This window comes from uncultured Roseobacter sp. (assembly GCF_947492555.1).
GTDB lineage: Bacteria > Pseudomonadota > Alphaproteobacteria > Rhodobacterales > Rhodobacteraceae > Roseobacter.
Genome location: NZ_CANLNE010000003.1, coordinates 617,545 through 636,561 on the forward strand (window position 1 = coordinate 617,545; position 19,017 = coordinate 636,561).

Sequence of the window (19,017 nt, forward strand, 5' to 3'; positions counted from 1 at the left end):
TCAGGACTTGTTCCCGTCGGCCACGCGATCCTTCATCAGATGTGAGGGGCGGAATGTCAGCACGCGGCGCGGGTTGATCGGCACCTCTTCGCCGGTCTTGGGATTGCGCCCGACACGCGCGGATTTGTCCCGCACCGAGAAGGTCCCAAAGGAGGAAATCTTGACCTGCTCGCCGCGCACCAGCGCGTCCGACAGATGCTCGAGTACGGATTCCACGAGTTGCGCGCTTTCGTTGCGCGACAATCCCACCTCGCGGAACACAGCTTCGCTCAGATCCATGCGTGTCAAAGTCTTTTCGGCCATGTTGTCCCCCGTTGAGTTTTCAGCAACCATAGGGGACGGGGATTTTCAGAGTCAATATCAATGGCTTGCGTGATGCCGTTTGAGCGACAAATACCGCGCTACCAGCGCAGCACCACCGCCCCCCAGGCCAATCCGCCGCCAATGGCCTCGGTCACGATCAGATCGCCATCCTTGATTTGCCCGCGCGCGCGCCCGACCGAGAGCGCGAGGGGAATCGATGCAGCCGAGGTATTGCCGTGATCCTGCACCGTCACCACCACGTTTTCCATCGGCAGGCCCAGCTTTTTCGCGGTGCCCTGGATGATGCGGATGTTGGCCTGATGCGGCACGATCCAGTCCACATCCTCTGCCGTGACGCCTGCGCGCGCCATCGCCTTGTTCGCGGTGGCGGCCAGCTTTTCCACCGCGTGGCGGAAGACCTGATTGCCCTGCATGCGCAGATAGCCGGTGGTGCCGGTCGAGACGCCGCCGTCGACATAGAGCAGGTCCTTGTGCCGTCCGTCCGAGTTGAGATCGGTCGACAGGATGCCGCGATCCTCGGACGTGCCCGCACTGTCCTGCGCTTCCAGCACCAGCGCGCCCGCGCCATCGCCAAAGAGCACGCAGGTGGACCGGTCCGTCCAATCCATGATGCGGCTGAAGGTCTCCGCCCCGATGACCAGCACCCGTTTGGCCTGGCCGGAGAGGATCAGCGCATTGGCGTTGCTGAGCGCATAGATGAACCCGGCGCAGACCGCCTGCACGTCAAAGGCAAAGCCGTTTTCCATGCCCAGCTCGGCCTGCACCATGGTGGCCGCGGAGGGAAAGGTCAGATCTGCGGTTGAGGTGGCCACGATAATGGCATCGACGTCCTTGGGCTCCAGCCCCGCATCGCGCAGGGCGGCACGCGCCGCCGCCGTCGCCATGGTCGAGGTCGTTTCCCCGTCGCCCGCAAAATGCCGCCGTTCAATGCCCGAGCGCGACTTGATCCATTCGTCATTGGTGTCGAGCGTCGCCTCGAACTCCTTGTTCGGCACAACACGTTCCGGCAGGTAATGGCCGACACCTTTGACAACAGCTCGCAGGCTCATGTTTCGCTTTCCTCCGCGGGCAGGGCGGCGACCCGTGCTGCCAGTTTATCCGTGAATTTGATATCGGCCAGTTGTGCGGCCAGCTTGATAGCGGCCGAGACGCCGGTGGCATCTGCCGACCCATGGGATTTCACCACGGTACCATTGAGCCCCAGGAACACGCCACCGTTGACGCGCCTGGGGTCGATCTTCTTTTTCAGGCGGCGCAGCGACGTATAGGCCAGCACGGAGGCCAGACGTGACAGCGGCGAGAACTTGAACGCCTCGCGCAGCCGGTCGCCGATCAGGTTGGCGGTGCCTTCGCCGGTCTTGATGGCGACGTTCCCGGTGAACCCGTCCGTGACGATGACGTCGCAGATATCGCCGGAGATGTCGCCGCCTTCCACGAACCCCACGAATTCGAAGCCTGCGGTGTCGCGTTGATCGCGAATCAAATCATAGGCCTCTTTCAGCTCGGTGCGGCCTTTGTGTTCCTCGGTCCCGACGTTCAGAAGACCCACGCGCGGGCGGGGCAGATCGAGCCCGTTGCGCGCATAGGACATGCCCATCAGCGCATAGCGGAGCAGATCATCGGCATCTGCTTTGACGTCGGCGCCCACATCCAGCATGACGTTGAAGCCTTGCGGATTGGACGAGGGGTAGAGCACGGCAATTGCGGGTCGGTTCACGCCCGGCAGTTTGCGCAGGCGGATCATCGAGAGCGCCATCAGCGCGCCGGTATTGCCACAGGACACCGCAACCGTCGCCGTGCCTTCGCGCACCGCCTCGATGGCGGACCACATGGAGGTTTCCTTGCCGTTGCGTACGATGTGGCTGGGCTTGTCATCCATGCTGACCACGCCGCTGGCATCGCGCACTTCGACACGGCCTTCGAGGGCACGTTTACGTGCGACAAGGCCGGAAAGCTCTGCTTCCGGCCCGTGCAGGATAAACTGGATGTCGGGGTTCTTGCGGGCGGAGGCATCACAGCCCGCAACAACAGCGGCGGGACCTTCGTCCCCGCCCATCGCATCTACGGATATGATGATGCGTCTGGCCTTCGCGGATGCCTGATCGGTCTGCGCCGTCATAGTGCGACTGCCCCCAAAACCTTCTGCCCTTATTGTTTAAGGGAAAGGTTTAGGCCGCGTCGTCTTCCAGATCAATCTCTTCTGTGAGCGCAACCACTTCTTTGTCGTCATAGTGACCGCAGGCGGCACAGACGTGGTGCGGGCGCTTCAGCTCGCCGCAGTTGGTGCATTCGTTCGGGTTTGCCGCAACCAGGGAATCATGCGCGCGACGGTTGTTGCGGCGCGATTTGGAGACTTTGTTCTGTTGAACAGCCATTGTCTTGGGCCTTTTGTCATTCGGGGCCGGGCGCGCAAACGGGCGCGGGGCCGGGTTTCAATTCAGTTCCCAGTCTTCGGGTGTGACGTGCGTTTAGGCCCAAGCCCGGCACTTGTCCAACCCTATTTGGGTGAGCGGCGCAAAATACTGCGATTGCGCGGTGGTGCAAGCGGTTTTTTTACCTGTTTTGCAAGGTCTGCGCCGTGGCTGGCAGATTGCCGTTGATATGCGCTTTGACGAACCCGGCAAAGAGTTTCGGGTCTTCGCCCGCCCAGCCATGCCCAAGACCCTCTGCCGTGGCGGAGACGCTGCCGGGAAAGCACTCTTTGAAGACGTCCAGACCGTCTACGATGAGCGCGTGTTCCCGCGACCCGGCCACGAAAGCCAGACGGGTTCCCGGTTGTGGGGGCGTTTTGGAGAGGTTGAAATCGACAACTTCATTGGTGGCGCGTCGAAAGGCGGCAGGACGGGTCCGGGCGGCTGCAGCCACAAACCCATCAACATCCGCATTTGCCCCCATCATGCGGGCGGTGCGCCGGGCCATGAAGGGGCGCGGCGCCAGCGGCGCCATGACGGTCGACATGAGCTTCATCATCCCTTTGTTCGGCATATCACCGGGGTGGATACCGCTGAACAGGGCCGAGGCGCAAAGCTGGGGATGCTGCATCACCATCTGCACCCCCACATAGGACCCCAGCGACAGGCCCACGAGATGCACCTCCGCGCCAGCCGCCAGCCGCTCGATCTCCTCGGCAGCCTGATCGGCGCTATCCTGCAGCGACACCCACGGGACATCGCGGCTTTGCCCATGGCCGGGCAAATCGATCAGCAGAATGCGGTAGTCCGGCAATGCGGCGGCCACGTCCCGCCACATCCATGAACTGATGCCAACGGCATGCAGAAAGGCAATGATCGGCGCATCCTGGGGACCTTGAAGGGATGTGTGCAGCACGGGCGCTTTCCTTTTGGGGATCAAGGCGAAACCGGCGTGTGGGGTCTGCGCCGGTGCAGGGCGGGTCAGTCCTTGGACGTCTTGTCCAATTGCGCCTTGAGACCCGCCAGCCCGGCGAAGGGGCGGGCGTCTTCATCGCGCATCGGCGTCACACCCGGCTCAGCGTAGACGGTTTCGCCCAGTTCGGCGCCGTCACTGCGCGGATAGAGCGGCAGCGCCAGAACCAGCGCCTCAATCATCACCTGCTCGGGGTCGATCCACTGGCCCAGCGGCTCCGTGGTGTCATCCTCGGGCATCTCGACCTCCGGGGCGTCGATTTCTTCGTATTGCGCCAGATACATCCGTTCCACCGGCACATCGATCCGTGTCGTGACAGGCTCCAGCGTGACGCTGCAGGGCTGCACGACGGTTGCGCCAAGCGTGCCCTTCAGCCGCCAGTCGGCCCCGCCCTGGGCCGCGACCTCGCCGGAGAAGGACAGTTTGCGCAGGCCCAGCAGATCCAGTTCTGTGGCGATGGCCTTTAGTGCCGCGGCATCGGGGCGCAGAGAAAAGGAGGTGCTGCTGTTCTGATTGAGGTCCGCGACGCGCAATGCGCCGGCGCTCGGAGAGGATTGCTTGGCCATGAGATACTTTCGTTTCTTGAACCATGGGCGGTGCATGGTGTAAGCGAGATAAAAGCCGCGACGCACAAGGGCAAGAGGGCAGGTTAAATGGGTATCACGAAGACGGTTATCGGGGCCATGCCCAAAGCCACGCGCTGGGGTGCGGTGGCGCTTGTCTGCCTGAGCCTGTCCGCCTGTGCCGCGCGCTATCGCGATCACGGCTACATCCCGCCGCCCGAAGATCTTGAGCAAATTGTTGTTGGTATCGACACGCGGGCCAGCGTCGAAGAGACGCTTGGCTCGGCCTCTTCCAGATCCGTCGTGGACGAGGGTAGTATTTTCTTCGTACGCAGCCGTATCCGGACATTTGCCATGCTGGCCCCCGAGGTGGTGGAACGCGAAGTGCTGGCCATCAGCTTTGACGGCAACGATGTCGTCTCCAACGTCGAAACCTTCGGGTTGGAGCGGGGACAGGTGGTGCCGTTGACTCGCCGGGTGACAAGCTCCGGGGTGCGGGACGTGACCTTCCTGCGTCAGCTTCTGGGCAACCTGGGCCGGTTTACACCGGGTAACCTCGGCATCGACAACTAGAATTTGTCATGCGCGCTTTAAAAATGCTGTGCTAGAAGCCTGGTATCAGAATGCCGTGCCGGAGGCCGCAATGATATCGCTGACAAAAGGCCGCTACACCGCACGGGTGGCATCATCGATCGGGGACATCGAAGCCGCCCAGACCCTCAGAGCCCGGTGTTTCGGCCTGTCAGTGGATCGCGATTCGGATGCTTTTGACGCCTGCTGCGCACATATTCTGATTGAAGACGGGGACAACCGGGCGTTGGTGTGTACCTTCCGTATGCAGGAACTGACCGGCGCGGATGTCTCCGCCAGCTACGCCGCGCAGTATTATGAGCTCTCCGCGCTGGAAGCCTTCGAGGGACGCATGGTCGAAATGGGTCGGTTCTGCATTGACCCGGATGTGCGCGATCCCGACATCCTGCGCGTCGCCTGGGCGGCGATGACGGCCTATGTGGACGATCACGATGTGCAGTTGCTCTTTGGCTGCTCGTCTTTTGCGGGGACGGAAACGGCGGCCTATCTGGATGCCTTTGCCATGCTCAAGGCGCGCCACCTTGCGCCCAAACGCTGGTTGCCGCGGGTGAAGGCGCCGGACGTCTTCCGCTTTGCCGCGCGGTTGCGGCGCAAACCCGATCTGAAAAAGGCGATGGCGCACATGCCGCCCTTGTTGCGGACCTACCTGCTGATGGGGGGCTGGGTCAGCGATCACGCGGTGGTGGACCGTCAGATGAACACGCTGCATGTCTTCACCGGGGTGGAGATTGGCGCGATCCCGGCGGCCCGCAAGCGGCTGCTGCGGGCGCTCGCCTGAGGTTTTGCGCGCCACGTGGCGAAATTTTCCGCATCGGGAAACCGGATACGTTGACCTCACCCCGGATGCGGCATAGCTGCGGGGCATGGTACGTGTCCCTCTTTTGCAGTTGAATGATATCTCCCTGACCTTCGGCGGCGATCCCGTCTTTGAGGGTCTCGACCTCGTGGTACAGCCGGGCGACCGGATGGCGTTGGTGGGGCGCAACGGGTCCGGGAAATCGACGCTGATGAAGGTGATGTCCGGGCTGGTGGAGCCCGACAGGGGGGAGGTCACGCCGGGGCCGGGTGTGTCCGTGGGATATATGGAGCAGGAGCCTGATCTGTCGGGGTTCGACACCTTGGGGGCCTTTGCCGCCCACGGGTTGGAGCCCTCCGAGATGTATCTGGTCGAACGCGCGGGCGAGGGGTTGAAGTTCGATCCCGCCCGCCCGGTCGAAACGGCCAGCGGCGGGGAGCGACGCCGGGCGGCGCTGGCGCGTCTGATGGCGCGCGAACCGGATCTGATGCTGCTGGATGAGCCCACCAACCATCTGGATATCGAGGCCATCGCCTGGCTGGAAAATGAACTCAAGCAAAGCCGCAAGGGCTATGTGATCATCAGCCACGACCGCGCGTTCCTGCGCGCGCTGACCCGCGCCACGCTCTGGGTTGACCGGGGGGCCGTGCGGCGGCAGGAAAAGGGTTTTGCCGATTTCGAGGAATGGCGCGATACGGTCTGGGATGAGGAAGACACCCAGCGGCACAAGTTGAACCGCAAGATCAAGGCCGAAGCGCGGTGGGCCGTCGAAGGCATTTCCGCCCGGCGCAAACGCAATCAGGGGCGTGTGCGGGCGCTGCAGGACCTGCGCGCCGAACGGGCGGCCCAGATCAAAAGGCAGGGCACGGCGGCCATGGCGCTGGATGCAGGCCCCAAATCCGGTCGCAAGGTCATTGAGGCCACGGATATCAGCAAGTCCTTTGGTGACAAGGCGATTCTCAAGCCCTTCTCAATCACCGTGCAGCGGGGTGATCGCATCGCGCTGGTGGGGCCGAACGGCGTGGGCAAAACCACCCTGCTGAACATGCTGATCGGCAAGGAAGCGCCGGATGCGGGTACGATCAAGCTGGGCACCAATCTGGAACTGGCGCTCTTCGATCAGGCGCGCGCGCAGCTGGATCCGGAGATGAGCCTCTGGGACAGTCTGACCGGCGACCCGGAGATGCGCGTCTCGGGCAAGGCCGATCAGGTGATGGTGCGGGGGCAGCCGAAACATGTGGTGGGCTACCTCAAGGAGTTTCTCTTCGACGAGGCACAGGCCCGTGCGCCGGTACGGGCCCTGTCAGGGGGCGAAAAGGCCCGGCTGCTGCTGGCGCGGATCATGGCGCGGCCCAGCAACCTACTGGTGCTCGACGAACCGACCAATGATCTGGACGTGGAAACGCTCGATTTAATGCAGGAACTGCTGGGCACCTATGATGGCACCGTCCTGCTGGTCAGCCACGACCGCGACTTTCTCGACCGCGTGGCAGCAACGACGATTGCCATGGAAGGTGATGGCAAGGCGACAATCTACGCCGGCGGGTGGAGCGATTATCTGCGCCAGCGGGGTCAGGATGATTTCGCCGGCAGCGTTGTGAAACCCAAATCGAGCACGTCGTCGGAGAAGCCCAAACCCGCTGCAAAATCCGGGCTCAGCTTTACCGAAAAGCACCGGCTGGAGGCCTTGCCTGCAGAGATTGAGCGGTTGGAAGCCGAGATCGCCAAGCTCGAAGAGCTGTTGGGGAATCCGGCGCTTTTCACCGACCACCCAGTGAAATTCCAGAAGGCAACCGATGCGCTGGTCGAACGGCATGAAAAGCTTAGTGCCGCAGAAGAGGAATGGCTGATGCTTGAGGAAAAGGCGAGCGCCTAGCGCATCCGCAGGGCACCATCGATGCGGATCACCTCGCCGTTGAGGTAGCCCGCCTGCACGATGAACCCGGCCAGGGCGGCGAATTCCGCCGGGTCCCCCAGGCGTGGGGGGCAGGGCACATCGGCGGCCAATCCGGCCTGCACCTCTTCACCCAGCCCGGCCAGCATCGGCGTCATGAAAATGCCCGGCGCGATGGTCATCACCCGAATGCCCAGCTTGGAGAGGTCCCGCGCCATGGGCAGGCAGAGCCCGACAACTCCGCCCTTGGAGGCGGCATACGCGGTCTGTCCCTTTTGCCCGTCATAGGCGGCGATAGAGGCGGTGTTGATGATCACGCCCCGCGCCCCATCCGGTGCCGGATCGTTTTCCTGTATCGCTTCTGCGGCCAGCCGCGCCACGTTGAAGGTGCCGACCAGATTGATGTCGATGGTGCGCTGGAAGAGCGGCAGGGGGTGCGGACCGTCGCGCCCGACCGTTTTTGCGGCATCCGCGATCCCGGCGCAATTCACCGCCGTGGTGATCCGGCCCATTTTCTCCTTGGCGAAGGCGATTGCCGCCTGCACCGATGCCTCACCCGTCACATCCGTTTGGACAAAATGCCCGCCGATCTCTGACGCCACGGCCTCGCCGCGCGCCGCATCCCGGTCAAAGAGTGTGACGGCGGCCCCCTGTGCCGCAAAATGCCGGGCGGTGGCTTCCCCCAGACCAGAAGCCCCTCCGGTCACAACGGCGGCTGTGTTGCTCAGCGGCATGGTGCTTCCCTCATGATTTGAACGTATGTTCAGTTAACCATGCGGCACGCAGCCTGTCTAGCCGCTCTGCATCAGCCTGCGGTCCAGTCGCGCAAGCGGGCGGAGTAGGGAAGTGAGGGGTGGCCACCATAGCCAGGTGCCGCCAAGCCGGTGCGGCAGCGCCCCAGTGCCCAGTTTGAACCGCGCCAGCCCCGCGTTCTCTTCGGTGTCGAAGGTGCCGAGTTCCAGCTGCTGCACGCCCTTGGATCTGGCCCATCGGATGGCCGACCACAACAGCAGCGTATGGGCGGAGGTAAGGCGACCAGACGCTCGCGTATGGCCAATGTGGTAGGTTGCCCCGGTGCCATGTCGCAGGATCAGCAGCGCCGCCACCGGTTCGCGCCCCCAGAACGCGGTAAAGAGTTTGGCTTGGCCCGGGTTGGCCCGCCCATAGGCCAGGGTCAGCGCCAGCGGCCAGCTGCGATAACCCCGCTGGTGCCGCTGGACCAGATCGGCCTGCAGCATCCAGTGACCCGGATCGTCGGGCATGTTCTGGCGGGTGACACGCAGTTTCTGAGATTGTGCGTGGCGCAGCCGGTTGCGCCATTTCTGGTGCAGCCCGGCAAACAACGTCGTTTCATCCGGTGTCACATCCAGCCGGGCAATGGTGCTGGGGCTGACCAGGGGCAGAGCACCGATCCGGTTGAGCGGCATCGGGCGTTCCGGGGCCAGCAATACCGGCCCCCTGACCTTCATGCCGCGCGCCAAGTCTCGCAATGTCTCGGGCGTTTCGGCACCGGGGCGGGTGATCATGTGAACCGGCAGAGGGCCGATTTTCCGGTGCAGCGCCAGCGTGCCATCCTCCAGCCGCAGAGGCGGTGTTCCGAGCGCGTTCAGCGCCCGCGCAAAGGCATCACTTTGCTGTAAAGGGGAGGGGTCGGAGGCAGGGGCGGCATCAAACATGACCTGCATTAACTGTCCGGAAACCTAAATCCGGGTTAATGGCACCATGAAAAAAACGGTCCAAGGCATTGCTGCCCCCGCCCCGCGCATGACAAAAACCACGGCTTTCCTGATCGCAACCGGGCTCTCCATCCCGGTCTTCGCCATCCTGACCCTGATCGATTGGCTCTGGCTTTAAGCCAGTTGCACCAAGGCGTGCCGCTTCTTGCCCGCGCTCAGCTTGATCGGGCTGGAAAGTGCGCCCGCATCGATCATCAGACCCGCATTGGTCAGCGGCTGATCGTCCAGCCGCGCGCCGTTCTCGGCAATCAGACGTTTGGCCTCCTTGCCTGATCCTGCCAGACCTGACTTCACGATCAGCTGCACGATCGAAATACCATCCCCCACATCGGAGGCGCTGAGCGTCAGGGTGGGCAGGTCGTCGCCGACACCACCTTTTTCAAAGACTTCGCGCGCCGTGGCCTCGGCCGCTGCCGCCGCATCTGTCCCGTGCAAAAGTGTCGTCACCTCATTGGCAAGACGCACTTTGGCCGCGTTGATTTCCGACCCTTCGAGCGCGCCGAGACGGTCGCATTCCGCGACCGGTAACTCGGTGTAGAGCTTGAGAAAACGTCCCACATCGGCATCCGTGGTGTTGCGCCAGAACTGCCAGAATTCATAAGGCGACAGCATATCGCCATTCAGCCAGACGGCACCGCTTTGCGATTTGCCCATCTTCTTGCCATCGGACGTGGTGAGCAGGGGCGAGGTCAGGCCGTAAACTTCGCCCTCGATCACCCGGCGCGTCAGGTCGATCCCGTTGACGATATTGCCCCATTGATCCGACCCCCCCATCTGCAGAATGCAGCCATAACGACGGTGCAGCTCCATGAAGTCATAGGCCTGCAGGATCATGTAGTTGAATTCCAGGAAGGACAGCGATTGCTCCCGGTCAAGCCGGGATTTCACGCTCTCGAAGGACAGCATCCGGTTGATCGAGAAATGCCGCCCGATGTCGCGCAGGAAATCGAGGTAGTTCAGATCATCCAGCCATTCGGCATTGTTGATCATCATCGCATCCGTCGGGCCGTCGCCGTAAGTCAGGTAAGCGGAAAACACCCGCTTGATCCCCGCGATATTGTCATCGATGGACTGCGCGTCAAGCAACGGGCGCTCATCAGCGCGAAAGGATGGATCGCCCACCTTGGTGGTGCCGCCCCCCATCAGCGTGATCGGCTTGCCACCGGTTTTCTGCAACCAGCGCAGCATCATGATCTGGATCAGTGAGCCCACGTGCAGCGACTTGGCCGTGGCATCAAAACCGATGTACCCCGGTTGCCCACCTTTCAGCAGCGCGTCGTCCAGCCCCTGATAATCGGTGCAGTCGGCCAGAAAGCCACGCTCCATCATCACAGCGACGAAATCGGATTTGGGATGGTAGGTCATCTTGCTTGCTCTCGGCTGGAATTGCGCCCACTCTATAGGCGGTGAGCAGGCAAAGGAAAAGGCTTTGAAAAGGCCCATAGAGAAAACCGGAGACATGACCGCTCTGGGCGCGATGAGCGGCACATCGCTTGATGGGGTGGATGCCGCCGTGGTGATCACCGACGGCCACCGGATCAACGGGTTCGGCGCGACCTCGTATCGCGCCTATGGCAAAGACGAACAGACCGTGCTGCGGGCGGGGCTCGGCCATTGGTCCGGATCTGCGGTCGACGCCGCGACGGACGTTGTCGAGCAGGCGCATTTGGCGCTTCTGGAAAGCTTTGATGCGATCGATCTGGTCGGTTTTCACGGCCAGACCTTGGCCCATGCCCCGCGCACCCGTGGCACTTTGCAGGTCGGCGATGGCGCGTGGCTGGCACAGGCGCTCGACACCCCGGTGGTCTGGGATTTTCGCAGCGCGGATGTCGATCTCGGGGGCGAAGGTGCGCCGCTGGCGCCGTTTTTTCACTTCGCCTGCGCGCACCACATCGGGGCCACGGAACCGCTTGCTTTTCTGAACCTCGGCGGGGTGGGCAACCTCACCTATGTGGACCCCGCATTGGATCGCCCGGAAGACCCCGGTGCATTGCTGGCCTTTGACACCGGCCCGGCAAATGCCCCTCTGAACGATCTGCTGCAACACCGTTTGGGTCTTGCCTATGACGAGGGCGGCAAGATCGCGCGGCGCGGAACCGTGGAGCAGGGCGCGTTGGAGTTGTTCCTGGCCGAACCCTATTTTGCCCGTATCCCGCCCAAGTCACTAGACAGGAATGATTTTTCCGAAATGGTCGCGCTGGTCGGAGAGTTGTGCGATGCCGATGCTGCCGCAACTCTGACCGCGATGTGCGCGGCAGGGGTGGCCGAAGGGGTGCGGCATTGCCCACAACCTCCCGCGCGTATTCTCGTGACCGGGGGCGGGCGGCACAATCCGGTGCTGATGCAGATGCTGGCCGTTTCGCTCGACTGCCCTGTTGGGCCTGTCGAAGACGTCGGGCTGGACGGCGATATGCTGGAGGCTCAGGCCTTTGCCTATCTGGCGGTGCGGGTGGCGCGCGGGCTGCCAACCTCTTGTCCCGGCACGACCGGGGTACGGGCTGCCGTGGGGGGCGGTACGTTGAGTTGGCCGCAAGCCACGGATATCGCGGTCTAATCTCTCGGAATGTCGAAGCCGGGAGCGGCGAGCGTGAACCCTTCGAACTGGAACCCCGGCGAGACGGTGCAGCTGACCAGTGTGAAATCGCCCGTGCTGCGCGCGGCCTGCCAGTGGTTTTCGGGCACGATGATCTGTGGCGCGCCCTTGGTCAGATCCGGGGTCAGCAGGTGATCGTGCGCGGGGCCGCTATCCGTTTCACTCAAGGACAGCACCAGCGGCGCGCCCGCATGGTAGAGCCAGATTTCCGTGGCATCGACCCGGTGCCAATGGCTTGCCTCACCCGCCGCCAGCAGGAAATAAATGCAGGTGCCGCTGGGCCGCCCGTCATTCTCCGCCACCCATGTCTGGCGAAAATGCCCGCCCTCGGGGTGTGGCATAAGCTCCAGATGCGCGATGATCTCTTGTGCTGTCATGGCGCAAGGCTAGTCTGACGAAAACGGAAGGCCAAGGGGGCAGGGGCATGAAAGTCATCGTGATCGGCGCGGGGATCATCGGCGTGTTGACCGCCCTGCGTCTGGCGCAGGCGGGGGCACAGGTGACCATCATTGAGGCGGGACAGCCCGCGGCGGCGGCCTCTGGTGCCTCATTCGGCTGGATCAACGCCAGTTTCCATGTGGATTCCGATCACTTCAATTTGCGGCTGGCCGGCATAGAGGCCCATAGGCGACTTTCGTCAGAGCTTGCCTCGGACGCGGTGCGATGGCCCGGTTGCCTGTGCTGGGAGGAAGAGGGCGAGGCCTTCGACGCACAGCATCAGGCGCTGACGGATCTGGGATACAGGTTGCGCATCATTGATCGCGCTGCATTTTCCGAGCTGGAGCCTTCGGTGGCCGCTCCTGAACGCGCGCTGCATTTCATGGACGAGGGCGTTGTCGATCTGGGCCAGCTTGCAGCGCACGCGTTGCGGGCCGGGGCGGAGCTGGGCCTGCGTCTGACCACGGGCGTGCGGGCTACGGGTTTCGAGGTGCAGGCCGGCGCGCTGCGTGGCGTCCGTCTGCCAGGCGGTGTGATGGCGGCGGACCGTTGTGTCATTGCGGCAGGCGTTGCCACACAGGGGTTGCTGGAAGAGGTGGGCGTTGCCCTGCCCATGCTGGACCGGCCCGGCCTGATCTTACGTTCGGAACCTTTGCCCAGCCTGTTGCGGCATGTCCTCGTGAGCCCGGGGCAGGAGGTGCGGCAATTGCCGCAAGGTGGCTTGCTGGCCCCGACTGCTGCTGGCCACCAGGCGGACGCCACGGATAACGTGCGGGAGACGCCGGATAAACTGGCCGATCAGGCAATGGCGCGGGTGGCGAAATTATTGAATCGCCCGCTCAGATGGGAAGAGGTCACCCTCGCCGCGCGGCCTGTGCCGCAGGACGGCCTGCCGGTGATGGGGGCCTGCGGGCCGGACGGGCTCTATGTCAGCACCATGCATTCGGGCGCCACGCTTGGCCCGCTGGCGGCGGAACTGGTGGCAACAGAGGTGCTGGAGCGTGGGTTGACCAACACGCAATCGGCGCTGGTGGCCCCCTACAGGCCGCAGCGGTTTACAGGGTGAGCTCGTAAAAAGCCAAATGCTCTTCAGTGCCGGGTGGCACCTCTGAATAAGGTCCCCGGTTGCGAAACCCCAGCTTTTCATAAAGCGCGCGGGCCGGTGCGAATTCCTTGTTGGTATCCAGCAGCACGCGCGCATACCCATCCGCACGGGCCTGATCGACCAGCGCCTGTGAGAGCAAATACCCGGCACCTGTACCCCGCGCGGCAGGCGACATGTAGACGCGTTTGATCTCGGCATCCGTGTCGCTAAGGGGCTGGATCATCCCGCATCCAACCGCCGCGCCATCCCGTTCGGCCAAAAGGATCGCGCCGCGCGGACGCGCGTGTTTGACGGGCAGCGCTGCCATCAATTCTTCATAGGCCTCTGCTGGATAGAAGGTTTCCGTCAGGACCCGCATCTCATCGCTGAAGCTGGCCAGGTAGTCGCGATAGTCCCAGCACAGGCGTTGTACCTCCGGCAGGTCGCGCGGCAGATCCGCCGCGCGTACCGTCACCGCAGCCATCAGCGCAGGATAGCGCGCCCGGCATATTCCGCCGTTTCGCCAAGCGCTTCCTCAATGCGGATCAACTGGTTGTATTTGGCGAGCCGGTCAGAGCGGGCCAGCGAGCCGGTCTTGATCTGTCCGCAGTTGGTGGCCACGGCGAGATCGGCGATGGTCGCGTCTTCGGTCTCGCCCGAGCGGTGCGACATCACATTGGTGAAACCCGCACGATGCGCCATGTCGACCGCCCGCAGGGTCTCGGTCAGGCTGCCGATCTGGTTCACCTTCACCAGCATGGAATTGGCCGATCCGCGTTCGATCCCCGTGGCAAGGCGCGCGGGGTTGGTCACAAAGAGATCGTCGCCCACCAGCTGCACCTTATCCCCCAGCGCATCCGTCAGCGCTTTCCAGCCGTCCCAGTCGTCTTCCGACATGCCGTCTTCGATGGAGATGATCGGGTAGTCCTTCACCAGCGCCGCAAGGTAGTCGACGTTTTCCTGCGAACTCAGCGTCTTGCTTTCGCCCGCCAGCACGTATTTGCCGTCCTTGTAGTACTCCGTCGCGGCGCAATCCATGGCCAGGTAGATGTCATCGCCGGGTTTGTATCCGGCTTTCTCGATGGATTTCAGAATGAAATCAAGCGCGTCTCGTGTGGAGTTGATGTTGGGGGCAAAGCCACCTTCATCCCCGATGCCTGTAGAGAGGCCTGCGGCGGAAAGCTCTTTTTTCAGCGTGTGGAAGACTTCGGCGCCCATGCGCACGGCATCGCGGATGTTGTCCGCCGCCACGGGCATGATCATGAATTCCTGGATGTCGATGGGGTTGTCCGCGTGCTCGCCCCCGTTGATGATGTTCATCATCGGCACCGGCAGGACGCGCGCCGAGGTGCCGCCCACATAGCGATAGAGCGGCTGGGTACAGAAGTCGGCAGCCGCCTTGGCAGTGGCAAGCGACACGCCGAGGATGGCATTGGCACCCAGGCGAGATTTATTCTCTGTCCCGTCCAGCTCGATCATCACGCCGTCAATCTCGACCTGTTCGGTGGCGTCGATGCCCACCAGCGCTTCGGCGATCTCGCCGTTCACGGCGGCACAGGCTTCCAGCACACCCTTGCCCATATAGCGTGCCTTGTCCCCGTCGCGTCGTTCGACCGCCTCGTAGGCACCGGTAGATGCACCGGACGGGACGGCTGCGCGGCCCATGGTGCCGTCTTCGAGGATCACGTCAACTTCAACCGTGGGGTTGCCTCGGCTGTCAAGGATTTCGCGGGCGTGGATGTCGATGATGGTGCTCATGTGAGGCTCCTCTGGTCAAAGGTTAACTGCCTCATAGCGGGCCGGGCTACGGTTGGGAACCCTTAGGCGCTGTTAGCGCGAACATTCCTTTCACGCCAAAGCGTGTATAGCCCCGATCCGACGATGATTGCAGCGCCCATAAGTGTCAGGAAATCAGGACTTTCATCAAAGACGGACATCCCGATGACGAGGGCAAAGAGAATGCGTGAATACCGGAATGGGGTCACGAAACTGACCTCTCCGATGCGCATGGCCGCGACGATACCGTAATAGGCCACGATGCCGATCAGCAGGGCGATTGTCAGATAAATCCAGTTGATCGGAGACAGGGGAACAAGGCTTGTCCCATTGATCCACATCAGCAGGGCCGCCGTCGGAATCAGGACCAGGAAGGCCAGGAAACTGAGCTGCATCGTCGAGGTTTCTTTGGGAACGCGGCATGTGGCCAGATCGCGGATACCCAGACCGATGACCCCCTGAACGGCAAAAAGTGACAGCCAACTGAAGCCTTCCATGCCGGGCCGGATAATCATGAGCACCCCGATGAACCCCACGAGGATGGCGGACCAGCGCCGCCAGCCCACGGCTTCTCCCAGAAACAGGGCGGCGCCGAGGGTCACGAAAAGCGGTGTGGCTTGCAAAATGGCCGACGCGGAGGACAGTGGGGTGAGGGCAATGGCAGTGACAAATCCAATTGTCCCGACAAGCTCACCGAAGGCACGCAGGGCGATGGCAGGCGTCAGCATTGCGCGGGTGAAAAGCGGCTGGCGCTGGACAATCAGGATGGCGCTTACCAGCACGGTGCTGCCAAGCCCAAGCATCCCGATGATCTGGCCGACGGGCAGAGCCGACGCCATGAGCTTGATCAGCATGTCCTCGATGGCAAAGCCGAACATGGCCACCACCATGAAGGTCGCGCCGCGTAAATTGTCCATCGGGTGTCCTTCGTTGGCTCGTGGGCCTCCTCTCAGAAACCTGGCCGAAGGTCAATCTATGGGACAGGTCACGCACGACCGAAATGGTCAGACCCGCGCGCAACGGCGCGGATCCGGGCTGCGCGAGAAGTAGGTGAATGCACCTTGAACCCCCTGCATCAAGGCTTATGCGGTATCGGTTTCGCATCGGTGCAGGTCGGTCTTTGCCACATTAACAGGGCGAACACCGGTCATTTAAAATCGGGTTAAGGGCTGCTCAACTGACCGGGTGACCTTTCGCGGCAATTGCACGCATGCCAGCTTTTGGGGAGAGTATTGGCAAGCGGTCGCTTATCGTGCCAGATTGCCTGCCAGCCTTGATGTAATCCACTAGACGCATGACCATAGCGAAATTTCCGGAAGGGAGCAGGCGGCATGATTGCCTACGTCACCGTCGGTGCCGATGACATCGCCCGCGCGAAACGATTTTACTCAGCGTTCCTGCCAGCCCTTGACTACACGCTGACGGAAGGTCCCGAGGGCCTAAGCTACGTGCTGCCCGTTAAGCTGGGCCAGTCTGTTATTCTGCCGGATTTCTACGTTAAACCAACTTTCGATGGACGTCCGGCCTCAGCTGGGAACGGGTCCATGGTGGCATTTGAGGCCCGCAGTCAACAGCAGGTTCGTGACCTGCACTCTGCAGCACTTGCCGCCGGCGGCTTTGACGAAGGTCAGCCCGGCTTCCGCACATTGTATGGCCCTCATTTCTATGTTGGCTACCTTCGCGACCCTCAGGGCAACAAGATCGCATTGTTCTCCAGCGATCCGGACGAACCCGGAAGAGATGGATAACGTTTGTTACGTTGGCGACGGAAATGCATTGTTCACATGCCGACATATGGGCCTTGCCGCAGGGGGTCGTTTCCGGAGTGTGACGTGACTGCCCTGTTTTGGACCACCACAATTCTTGTTTGACGCCAAAGCAATTGCTGATTGTTTTTCCTTTCTCGTCACAAAAGCCATACGCCGGGTTGCAGAAGATCGTCAAAACGGTCTCTACAGACACCCTCGCTGCGCCGGTCGGGCATGGTCGCTTTGGAAGGCACAGCCCGTCGGAGCATCGCGTGCAAGTTGGTATGGTCCAACCTCTCGCTCGATCCACCGACCGTACCGTCAGCTACATAGTCCGAATTTTGCTCAAACCCTATAAATCTCAGAGCTGGCCTTAAGTGCTTCGTAAGTCTTCTGCGGCACCCTGATTGGGGGTGTTAGGAGTGAAAGGCCGTGGTAGTTCAATCGCAAAGTCAGATGATAACAGCGTCTCTTCTGTTGGCGCAGACTAACGCCGCTCGGGCGGAGGTGCAGGCGCAGAAGGATGACAGTACTGGCTCTGTCGCCGATCTGCGCCGCGAACGGGTGCAGGCCCGACAGGATTATCTTGCCGACGCCAAGGACCGATACGACGCGCGCGAGATCATCACCAATGCCAATGTAGAAGATGACGTGAATCTTGTCGCCGAACGGTACCGCCAAAAAGCGCAGGAATTGATGAAGGCGCTGGTCAAGCTCTCGCAAGAAGGAGTTTCGGCCCCAGCAGGCGCCCTGCAAGACGCTGCGGAGCCGGACGGATACATCGCCATAGCCGATTTTGTTCTGGCAAACATCAATACCATCCGCCCGCAAGACGCCCGCCTGCGACTTGAAACTGAATACGTCGAATACGCGACCGGTTCGGGTAACGACGCGGTTTCAGTTCGTGACGACACAGTCAGCGCAATGCGAACCGGTGACGGCAGCGATGCTGTCAGCATCACCGCAGACAAGGTTTACAGTGTGCATACAGATGCCGACCGATCCACCGTGGCTCATATCTCAGGCGAGGGATTTGGCGGCGGTTTTGGCGCGCAGCACACCTACAGCAACGCCGACAGTATCTCGATCAGCGCCCGCGATGTGCAGGATGTCAGGACAGGTGGCGGAGCAGACGCCATCGCTATCCAGTCTCGGTTGATTTACAGCGTGCATGCCGGATCCGGCGATGACGCCATCGCGCTGAGCGGAGGCCTGGTTGAGTACGTCGAAGCTGGCGCGGGCAATGACAGCGTCAACGTCAAGGCCGTGCTGGCGTCCGGCATAAACGGCGGCGACGGCAATGATACAATCTCCGTGGACGTCGAACAGGGCGACCGACCGCTCAGCACTACCTACATTCCGCGCTTGGATGGCGCTGCCGGGGGGTTGTCTTTCTCATCCATTACCAACGCCGATGTAGAGGGCGGTGCTGGCAATGACACGATGTATATCCGGGCTGACAGGCATATCTCCGTCGATGCAGGAGTAGGTGATGATCGGCTGTATCTCGACAGCGGGACCGTTGCACTCAAATACCGCAACGGCGATGGGCAGGATGTCATTTCACTAGGGGATGGTGTGTCGGTTCTGGTTGATCTGGACAGTTCTGCACGGTTCACCGTCAGGGACACCGAAGCGGGGCTGACCGTCAGCTTCGAAGATGGCGGGTCGTTGACCTTTGAGGGCTTAGAAGACGCCGCCAATCTGATCCTGAGGAACGGTGAGGGTGCGCATATTCTAAAACAAGATGGTGCGTTCGATACACCCAGCCTGACGGTCGCGGCACCCCGCAGTATTGATCTGCGCGTTTAGCGGGGCGACTGCCTCATCGCTCCCAGTGTTGTTCGATGCACGAAACCTGCACCCAATCTGAAAAGCCCTGGCGAAAATGCGTCCGACGTCACCACAGTGTATCCCGTCGGGACTTTTGAGACAGAACGGTAGGTTTATTTAGCGAGAGTTTCCGGTTCATCGAAATCCGTGAAGAGATACGAGATGACAACGAAGACAGGGCCGCATGAACGGCCGGTTTTTCCGCTGTGCGGCGACATATAGTTTCTCGCCCATGCAGCATCTGTGACGCCGCGGGC

21 protein-coding genes are annotated in these 19,017 nt (G+C 62.0%); 8 read left to right on the top strand and 13 right to left on the bottom strand.

The features are described from left to right. The 6 genes from ihfA to Q1A07_RS16170 form a co-directional block, all read right to left on the bottom strand. Positions 1-303 carry an integration host factor subunit alpha gene (gene ihfA, locus Q1A07_RS16145; RefSeq protein ID WP_195820414.1) on the bottom strand — a complete coding sequence of 101 codons (303 nt, stop codon included), beginning with the start codon at positions 301-303 and terminating at the stop codon, positions 1-3. 98 nt (positions 304-401) lie between these two features. Further along, positions 402-1,373 (bottom strand): beta-ketoacyl-ACP synthase III, encoded by a 972-nt coding sequence (locus Q1A07_RS16150; RefSeq protein ID WP_299783062.1) that lies wholly within the window; start codon positions 1,371-1,373, stop codon positions 402-404. Then, the gene (plsX, locus tag Q1A07_RS16155) at positions 1,370-2,443 is read right to left on the bottom strand and encodes a phosphate acyltransferase PlsX (protein WP_299783063.1); all 1,074 of its coding nucleotides are present in this window, start codon (positions 2,441-2,443) and stop codon (positions 1,370-1,372) included. Before plsX ends, Q1A07_RS16150 begins: the two co-directional genes overlap by 4 nt. A gap of 49 nt (positions 2,444-2,492) precedes the next feature. Next, on the bottom strand, positions 2,493-2,699 hold the full coding sequence (gene rpmF / locus Q1A07_RS16160) for a 50S ribosomal protein L32 (protein ID WP_195820411.1): 207 nt from the start codon (positions 2,697-2,699) through the stop codon (positions 2,493-2,495). Positions 2,700-2,877: 178 nt separating this feature from the next. Continuing rightward, positions 2,878-3,651 carry an alpha/beta fold hydrolase gene (locus tag Q1A07_RS16165; protein ID WP_299783064.1) on the bottom strand — a complete coding sequence of 258 codons (774 nt, stop codon included), beginning with the start codon at positions 3,649-3,651 and terminating at the stop codon, positions 2,878-2,880. A gap of 65 nt (positions 3,652-3,716) precedes the next feature. Beyond that, the gene (locus Q1A07_RS16170; protein WP_299783065.1) at positions 3,717-4,274 is read right to left on the bottom strand and encodes a DUF177 domain-containing protein; all 558 of its coding nucleotides are present in this window, start codon (positions 4,272-4,274) and stop codon (positions 3,717-3,719) included. An 87-nt stretch (positions 4,275-4,361) separates the two neighbouring features. Between Q1A07_RS16170 and bamE the strand changes: the two genes are divergently transcribed. From bamE to Q1A07_RS16185, 3 genes are all read left to right on the top strand, one after another. Continuing rightward, complete coding sequence (bamE, locus tag Q1A07_RS16175) at positions 4,362-4,844, top strand: outer membrane protein assembly factor BamE (protein ID WP_299783066.1); 483 nt, start codon at positions 4,362-4,364, stop codon at positions 4,842-4,844. A gap of 70 nt (positions 4,845-4,914) precedes the next feature. Beyond that, positions 4,915-5,640 carry a GNAT family N-acyltransferase gene (locus tag Q1A07_RS16180; RefSeq protein WP_299783067.1) on the top strand — a complete coding sequence of 242 codons (726 nt, stop codon included), beginning with the start codon at positions 4,915-4,917 and terminating at the stop codon, positions 5,638-5,640. 85 nt (positions 5,641-5,725) lie between these two features. After that, positions 5,726-7,534: an ATP-binding cassette domain-containing protein gene (locus Q1A07_RS16185; RefSeq protein WP_299783068.1), complete on the top strand. Its 1,809-nt coding sequence runs from the start codon at positions 5,726-5,728 to the stop codon at positions 7,532-7,534. On the opposite strand, the gene Q1A07_RS16190 is transcribed toward Q1A07_RS16185, so the two are convergent. Both Q1A07_RS16190 and Q1A07_RS16195 read right to left on the bottom strand, forming a co-directional pair. After that, entirely contained in the window at positions 7,531-8,286 is a 756-nt protein-coding gene (locus tag Q1A07_RS16190; RefSeq protein ID WP_299783069.1) for an SDR family NAD(P)-dependent oxidoreductase, read from the bottom strand. The two genes, Q1A07_RS16185 and Q1A07_RS16190, sit on opposite strands and share 4 nt — an antisense overlap. A gap of 57 nt (positions 8,287-8,343) precedes the next feature. Next, positions 8,344-9,237: a GNAT family N-acetyltransferase gene (locus tag Q1A07_RS16195; protein ID WP_299783070.1), complete on the bottom strand. Its 894-nt coding sequence runs from the start codon at positions 9,235-9,237 to the stop codon at positions 8,344-8,346. Positions 9,238-9,274: 37 nt separating this feature from the next. Between Q1A07_RS16195 and Q1A07_RS16200 the strand changes: the two genes are divergently transcribed. Further along, complete coding sequence (locus tag Q1A07_RS16200; protein WP_299783071.1) at positions 9,275-9,406, top strand: hypothetical protein; 132 nt, start codon at positions 9,275-9,277, stop codon at positions 9,404-9,406. On the opposite strand, the gene tyrS is transcribed toward Q1A07_RS16200, so the two are convergent. Then, a complete protein-coding gene (gene tyrS, locus Q1A07_RS16205; RefSeq protein WP_299783072.1) occupies positions 9,403-10,653 on the bottom strand; it encodes a tyrosine--tRNA ligase in 1,251 nt (416 codons plus the stop codon). The genes Q1A07_RS16200 and tyrS overlap by 4 nt on opposite strands. 94 nt (positions 10,654-10,747) lie before the next feature. On the opposite strand from tyrS, the gene Q1A07_RS16210 reads away from it, so the two are divergent. Next, a complete protein-coding gene (locus Q1A07_RS16210; RefSeq protein WP_299783073.1) occupies positions 10,748-11,842 on the top strand; it encodes an anhydro-N-acetylmuramic acid kinase in 1,095 nt (364 codons plus the stop codon). Here the strand turns inward: Q1A07_RS16210 and Q1A07_RS16215 are convergent. Further along, a complete protein-coding gene (locus Q1A07_RS16215) occupies positions 11,839-12,258 on the bottom strand; it encodes a cupin domain-containing protein (protein WP_299783074.1) in 420 nt (139 codons plus the stop codon). The genes Q1A07_RS16210 and Q1A07_RS16215 overlap by 4 nt on opposite strands. Positions 12,259-12,305: 47 nt before the next feature. Between Q1A07_RS16215 and Q1A07_RS16220 the strand changes: the two genes are divergently transcribed. Then, on the top strand, positions 12,306-13,385 hold the full coding sequence (locus Q1A07_RS16220) for an FAD-dependent oxidoreductase (RefSeq protein WP_299783075.1): 1,080 nt from the start codon (positions 12,306-12,308) through the stop codon (positions 13,383-13,385). Here Q1A07_RS16220 and Q1A07_RS16225 read toward each other — a convergent pair. The 3 genes from Q1A07_RS16225 to Q1A07_RS16235 form a co-directional block, all read right to left on the bottom strand. Then, complete coding sequence (locus Q1A07_RS16225) at positions 13,375-13,887, bottom strand: GNAT family N-acetyltransferase (RefSeq protein WP_299783076.1); 513 nt, start codon at positions 13,885-13,887, stop codon at positions 13,375-13,377. The two genes, Q1A07_RS16220 and Q1A07_RS16225, sit on opposite strands and share 11 nt — an antisense overlap. Continuing rightward, a complete protein-coding gene (eno, locus tag Q1A07_RS16230) occupies positions 13,887-15,161 on the bottom strand; it encodes a phosphopyruvate hydratase (RefSeq protein WP_299783077.1) in 1,275 nt (424 codons plus the stop codon). Before eno ends, Q1A07_RS16225 begins: the two co-directional genes overlap by 1 nt. A 62-nt stretch (positions 15,162-15,223) precedes the next feature. Then, a complete protein-coding gene (locus Q1A07_RS16235) occupies positions 15,224-16,096 on the bottom strand; it encodes a DMT family transporter (RefSeq protein WP_299783078.1) in 873 nt (290 codons plus the stop codon). Positions 16,097-16,510: 414 nt separating this feature from the next. On the opposite strand from Q1A07_RS16235, the gene Q1A07_RS16240 reads away from it, so the two are divergent. Together Q1A07_RS16240 and Q1A07_RS16245 are read left to right on the top strand one after the other, a co-directional pair. Further along, complete coding sequence (locus tag Q1A07_RS16240; protein ID WP_299783079.1) at positions 16,511-16,927, top strand: VOC family protein; 417 nt, start codon at positions 16,511-16,513, stop codon at positions 16,925-16,927. A gap of 477 nt (positions 16,928-17,404) precedes the next feature. Continuing rightward, positions 17,405-18,739, top strand: coding sequence for a hypothetical protein (locus tag Q1A07_RS16245; protein ID WP_299783080.1), 1,335 nt, complete (start codon positions 17,405-17,407; stop codon positions 18,737-18,739). Positions 18,740-19,017 lie beyond the last annotated feature (278 nt).

Coding starts and splice junctions, on each gene's coding strand:
- ihfA (WP_195820414.1), bottom strand. CDS start 303: ATGGCCGAAAAGACTTTGACACGCATGGATCTGAGCGAAGCTGTGTTC.
- Q1A07_RS16150 (WP_299783062.1), bottom strand. CDS start 1,373: ATGAGCCTGCGAGCTGTTGTCAAAGGTGTCGGCCATTACCTGCCGGAA.
- plsX (WP_299783063.1), bottom strand. CDS start 2,443: ATGACGGCGCAGACCGATCAGGCATCCGCGAAGGCCAGACGCATCATC.
- rpmF (WP_195820411.1), bottom strand. CDS start 2,699: ATGGCTGTTCAACAGAACAAAGTCTCCAAATCGCGCCGCAACAACCGT.
- Q1A07_RS16170 (WP_299783065.1), bottom strand. CDS start 4,274: ATGGCCAAGCAATCCTCTCCGAGCGCCGGCGCATTGCGCGTCGCGGAC.
- bamE (WP_299783066.1), top strand. CDS start 4,362: ATGGGTATCACGAAGACGGTTATCGGGGCCATGCCCAAAGCCACGCGC.
- Q1A07_RS16180 (WP_299783067.1), top strand. CDS start 4,915: ATGATATCGCTGACAAAAGGCCGCTACACCGCACGGGTGGCATCATCG.
- Q1A07_RS16185 (WP_299783068.1), top strand. CDS start 5,726: ATGGTACGTGTCCCTCTTTTGCAGTTGAATGATATCTCCCTGACCTTC.
- Q1A07_RS16190 (WP_299783069.1), bottom strand. CDS start 8,286: ATGCCGCTGAGCAACACAGCCGCCGTTGTGACCGGAGGGGCTTCTGGT.
- Q1A07_RS16195 (WP_299783070.1), bottom strand. CDS start 9,237: ATGCAGGTCATGTTTGATGCCGCCCCTGCCTCCGACCCCTCCCCTTTA.
- Q1A07_RS16200 (WP_299783071.1), top strand. CDS start 9,275: ATGAAAAAAACGGTCCAAGGCATTGCTGCCCCCGCCCCGCGCATGACA.
- tyrS (WP_299783072.1), bottom strand. CDS start 10,653: ATGACCTACCATCCCAAATCCGATTTCGTCGCTGTGATGATGGAGCGT.
- Q1A07_RS16210 (WP_299783073.1), top strand. CDS start 10,748: ATGACCGCTCTGGGCGCGATGAGCGGCACATCGCTTGATGGGGTGGAT.
- Q1A07_RS16215 (WP_299783074.1), bottom strand. CDS start 12,258: ATGACAGCACAAGAGATCATCGCGCATCTGGAGCTTATGCCACACCCC.
- Q1A07_RS16220 (WP_299783075.1), top strand. CDS start 12,306: ATGAAAGTCATCGTGATCGGCGCGGGGATCATCGGCGTGTTGACCGCC.
- Q1A07_RS16225 (WP_299783076.1), bottom strand. CDS start 13,887: ATGGCTGCGGTGACGGTACGCGCGGCGGATCTGCCGCGCGACCTGCCG.
- eno (WP_299783077.1), bottom strand. CDS start 15,161: ATGAGCACCATCATCGACATCCACGCCCGCGAAATCCTTGACAGCCGA.
- Q1A07_RS16235 (WP_299783078.1), bottom strand. CDS start 16,096: ATGGACAATTTACGCGGCGCGACCTTCATGGTGGTGGCCATGTTCGGC.
- Q1A07_RS16240 (WP_299783079.1), top strand. CDS start 16,511: ATGATTGCCTACGTCACCGTCGGTGCCGATGACATCGCCCGCGCGAAA.